2 protein-coding genes are annotated in these 667 nt (G+C 56.2%); both read left to right on the top strand.

Features of this window, described 5'->3' with window-relative positions; all coding sequences use genetic code 11:
• Positions 1 to 10: 10 nt before the first annotated feature.
• Positions 11 to 280, top strand: coding sequence for a CopG family transcriptional regulator (locus L6R21_28150; GenBank protein MCK6563077.1), 270 nt, complete (start codon positions 11 to 13; stop codon positions 278 to 280).
• Between the two features lie 85 nt (positions 281 to 365).
• Positions 366 to 608, top strand: a complete 243-nt coding sequence (locus L6R21_28145) for a type II toxin-antitoxin system Phd/YefM family antitoxin (protein ID MCK6563076.1) — start codon at positions 366 to 368, stop codon at positions 606 to 608.
• The last annotated feature ends 59 nt before the right edge of the window (positions 609 to 667 follow it).

Here is a 667-nt window from a genome sequence, read left to right as displayed (position 1 = left end):
CGAAACTAAAATTAAATACACCGATGAACCCCTTGGCAAAGTCCAGGTGGTTCCCGACTTCCTCCCCTCGCCGGCAGAACTGGCATTTCGTGAAGAGGGCGTGAAAGTAACTCTGGCTCTGAGCAAGAAGAGCATTGAATTCTTCAAGTCGGAGGCTTCAAAGCATAACACTCAGTACCAACGCATGATTCGCCGGCTTCTCGACGCTTACGTGGATGGCCAAGCCCCAACCCGGCAGTCTACACGGACGCTGCGCGATAAGGCCGCGCAGCGCCGGTGACTTCTACGTTGGGCCTCTTGATTGGCGCATTGACGAGGCGTACGCAATAACGTACCATGCCAACTCTACCTGTAGGAGAGCGAACATGGCAGTCCTTACCGCGAGCGAAGCTCGCGCCAACCTTTACCGCCTTATCGACCAGGCAGCCGAATCACATCAGCCTATCCACATTGCGGGAAAGAGGACCAGCGCGGTTCTCCTATCCGCCGAAGACTGGGACGCCATTCAGGAAACGCTCTATTTGCTCTCGATCCCCGGCATGCGCGAATCGATCAAGGAGGGTATGGCCGAGCCTGTTGGCAAGAGTGCCAAGAGGCTTAAGTGGTGAGTTGGCAGATTGTCTATTCGAGGCACGCACAGGAGGACGCCAAGAAACTGGCGGCCGCG

The organism is bacterium (assembly GCA_023150945.1).
Lineage (GTDB): Bacteria > Zhuqueibacterota > Zhuqueibacteria > Zhuqueibacterales > Zhuqueibacteraceae > Coneutiohabitans.
The sequence above is the reverse complement of the archived record's forward strand: the minus strand, read 5'-3'. Positions and strand labels throughout refer to the sequence as shown.